We start from the raw sequence: 2,912 nt of genomic DNA, 5'->3' as shown, positions 1-2,912 counted from the left end.
TCCACATATGACACTCCAAGTACCAATTGTCCACCCAAATCGTTGGTAGAGAGCCATATTTAAAACTTCCCAAGGGTGTAAACCRAGGAATTTAACTTTGACTGCGAGAGCATTTCCAAGTCCAAAAAAAATTAATCCTAGGAAAAAAAGAAAATAGCGAAAGAGAGTTAGCCTCATCTTTAAAACCTCCCAATATATAATGATGTATATTACATGTTTGAATTTCAATGTACAAATATTATGTATTTTTATGATTTATTAAAAATGTAAATGGATATATATTTCCACAGTCAAAAAAGTTAAAATATTTCGTTATAAGGATTATAATAGAGAGAGAACTATAAAAGGAGTGAACGAATTTGAAACAACACCTGAACAGTTCCCGGAATTACCATCATATAAAGGACATACAATTATTACAACTGATGGTACAACACTTCTTGGAGCAGATGATAAAGCTGGTCTTACAGAAATCATGGTCGCAATGAATTATTTAATACATAATCCGCAAATTAAGCATGGAAAAATAAGAGTAGCATTTACACCAGATGAAGAGATTGGTCGTGGGCCAGCTCATTTTGATGTAGAAGCGTTTGGTGCATCGTTTGCTTATACGATGGACGGAGGTCCATTAGGTGGTTTAGAATATGAGAGTTTTAACGCTGCAAGCGCCAAATTAACTTTTAGAGGGACAAATACACATCCTGGAACAGCGAAAAACAAAATGCGTAACGCAAGTAAACTCGCTATGGAATTCGATAGACAGTTGCCAGTAGAAGAGGCGCCAGAATATACAGAGGGATATGAAGGGTTTTATCATTTACTCTCTTTAAATGGTGATGTCGAGCAAAGTAAAGCTTACTATATTATTCGAGATTTTGATCGTAATCATTTTGAAGCGCGTAAAAATAACATTAAAGATATTGTGAAAAACATGCAAGAGAAGTACGGTGAAGATGCGATTGTTTTAGAGATGAATGATCAGTACTATAACATGCTTGAAAAAATTGAACCAGTGCGAGAAATTGTTGATATTGCATATGAAGCGATGAAAAGTTTAAATATCGAACCGAACATCCATCCAATTCGTGGTGGAACAGATGGATCACAATTATCGTATATGGGATTACCAACGCCAAATATTTTTACTGGTGGTGAAAACTATCACGGTAAATTTGAGTATGTTTCGGTAGATACTATGGAAAAAGCTGTTCAAGTTATTGTAGAAATCGCAAGACGATTTGAAGAACAAGCTTAGAAAAGAACCAAGTAGTACGAATGTGCTACTTGGTTCTTTTTAATATAGCACCCGCCACAAATAAAAAGTTGCGTAAGACTCCCAGTTAATCCAATTTGTTGCAAAATCTTTTATTTCATTTTTAGTCGGTTTATTTTCGGAATCTGTTATAAATTTAATTGCATTATGCAGACCAACATCATCAATTGGAAAGGCTGAAGGGAAGCGTAAACAGCGCATTAAAACATAGTGGGCCGTCCACGGTCCTATACCATGGATAGCGGTTAATTGTTTTTCAGCAAGCTTTACATTTTGTGTTTGTAGTAAAGATTCTTTTGATAGTTTCCCTTCTATAATAAGCTTCGCAATACCGATTAAATATTCACATTTTCTAGTCGTCATTTTTAATTTTTTAAGATCCTCTACATGTAGATTTGCAATTACTTCAGGTGATGGGAATATCCAATGTTTTCTATCGTTCCATTCTACATACTTCCCAAACTGTTCGACTAACCTTCTTTTTAGAGTATAAGCATATGTGAGGTTAATTTGTTGACCGATAATTCCCCAGGAAAGTGCTTCAAATAAACCTGGAATACCTAACGTGCGAAGCCCATAAAACTCTTGAATGGGACCTTGAAGGAGTGGGTCATGTTTAGCTAATGTATAAAAGGGAGCTAAATCGGTAGTTAAATCAAACCACTCTTTTACATAGTTAGCTACAGCGTCGCATACCCATTTTTCAGAGATATATGATTCTCCTAAAAAACGTATTTGAATATTGCCATCAGTATTCATACTAATTTCAACTAAAGGATTTAAATGTTGAACAGGGATGACTTTATAAATTTTGTTGTCTTCAATGTGAAACATACATTCATTGTTAGAACGTGATAGATAGCGTAAGTTTTCTTGGAAACTAAATTCTTTTGGAACTGCTAAAGTTAATGCGCTATTATATTCTGCTGTCATATGAATTCCACCTGTAACTTTTCTAATGTAAGCAATTCTTTCTTCATTTCTAATCCCCCTCTAAAACCAGTTAGTTTTCCATCTTTTCCTATAACACGATGGCAAGGAATTGTAATAAGAAGGGGGTTGGCGGCAATAGCAGAAGCAACGGCACGCACAGCTGTAGATTTTTGAATTCTTTTTGCAATTTCTGAATAAGAATACGTCTTCCCATAAGGAATTTCACGTACCATATTCCAAACAGATAATTGAAATTCAGTTCCGTAAACATCGATAGGGAATGTAAAAGTTTCTCGTTTGTTTTCTAAATACTCGATAACTTCTTTCGTATATGTTTGCATGCAATCTGGATTGCAAGTCAATGTATGTTGTGGCAGTTTTTTTCTAGCCCATATATTTAGTTCTTCAAAGTTTTCGTCTTGTGACCCAATAAAACATAGTCCATTTTCAGTTGCAGCAATATGAAAGCGCCAATTTTTATGTGTAAGTAGCGTCCAATATATAGATTTATTTTTGTAGAAACTCATTATTGTATCCCTCTTTCATTTCGTTCTTTTTCCGATATTCAGTAGGAGTAAATCCAGTTTTCTTTTTAAATAAAGTTGCGAAATACTCTGGATTTTCTATCCCGACAGAAGTACTAATTTGCTTAACAGATTGATTTGTATGTGAAAGGTATTCTGCCGCTTTAACAATCCTGAAG

5 protein-coding genes are annotated in these 2,912 nt (G+C 34.6%); 1 reads left to right on the top strand and 4 read right to left on the bottom strand.

The annotated features are described in order from the left end of the window. Positions 1 to 177 (bottom strand): DUF6198 family protein (locus AC1DJR_RS26155; protein WP_477003872.1); only part of this gene is annotated, 177 nt, incomplete at its 3' end. A gap of 97 nt (positions 178 to 274) precedes the next feature. Here AC1DJR_RS26155 and pepT point away from each other — a divergent pair. After that, positions 275 to 1,258 (top strand): peptidase T, encoded by a 984-nt coding sequence (gene pepT, locus AC1DJR_RS26150; protein ID WP_477003871.1) that lies wholly within the window; start codon positions 275 to 277, stop codon positions 1,256 to 1,258. 39 nt (positions 1,259 to 1,297) lie between these two features. On the opposite strand, the gene AC1DJR_RS26145 is transcribed toward pepT, so the two are convergent. The 3 genes from AC1DJR_RS26145 to AC1DJR_RS26135 form a co-directional block, all read right to left on the bottom strand. Next, positions 1,298 to 2,209: a DNA-3-methyladenine glycosylase family protein gene (locus AC1DJR_RS26145; protein WP_429686853.1), complete on the bottom strand. Its 912-nt coding sequence runs from the start codon at positions 2,207 to 2,209 to the stop codon at positions 1,298 to 1,300. After that, complete coding sequence (locus AC1DJR_RS26140) at positions 2,206 to 2,736, bottom strand: methylated-DNA--[protein]-cysteine S-methyltransferase (RefSeq protein ID WP_429686854.1); 531 nt, start codon at positions 2,734 to 2,736, stop codon at positions 2,206 to 2,208. The genes AC1DJR_RS26145 and AC1DJR_RS26140 overlap by 4 nt, the downstream gene beginning before the upstream one ends. Further along, a partial coding sequence (locus AC1DJR_RS26135; protein ID WP_477003870.1) for a helix-turn-helix domain-containing protein occupies positions 2,717 to 2,912 on the bottom strand: 196 nt, incomplete at its 5' end. The genes AC1DJR_RS26140 and AC1DJR_RS26135, both read right to left, overlap by 20 nt.

This window comes from Bacillus sp. 05T31 (assembly GCF_056396725.1).
This window is presented reverse-complemented; position numbering and strand designations above follow the sequence as displayed.

Bases quoted from the DNA above. Each gene is read 5' to 3' on its own strand.
- AC1DJR_RS26145 (WP_429686853.1), bottom strand. From the start codon at position 2,209: ATGACAGCAGAATATAATAGCGCATTAACTTTAGCAGTTCCAAAAGAA.
- AC1DJR_RS26140 (WP_429686854.1), bottom strand. From the start codon at position 2,736: ATGAGTTTCTACAAAAATAAATCTATATATTGGACGCTACTTACACAT.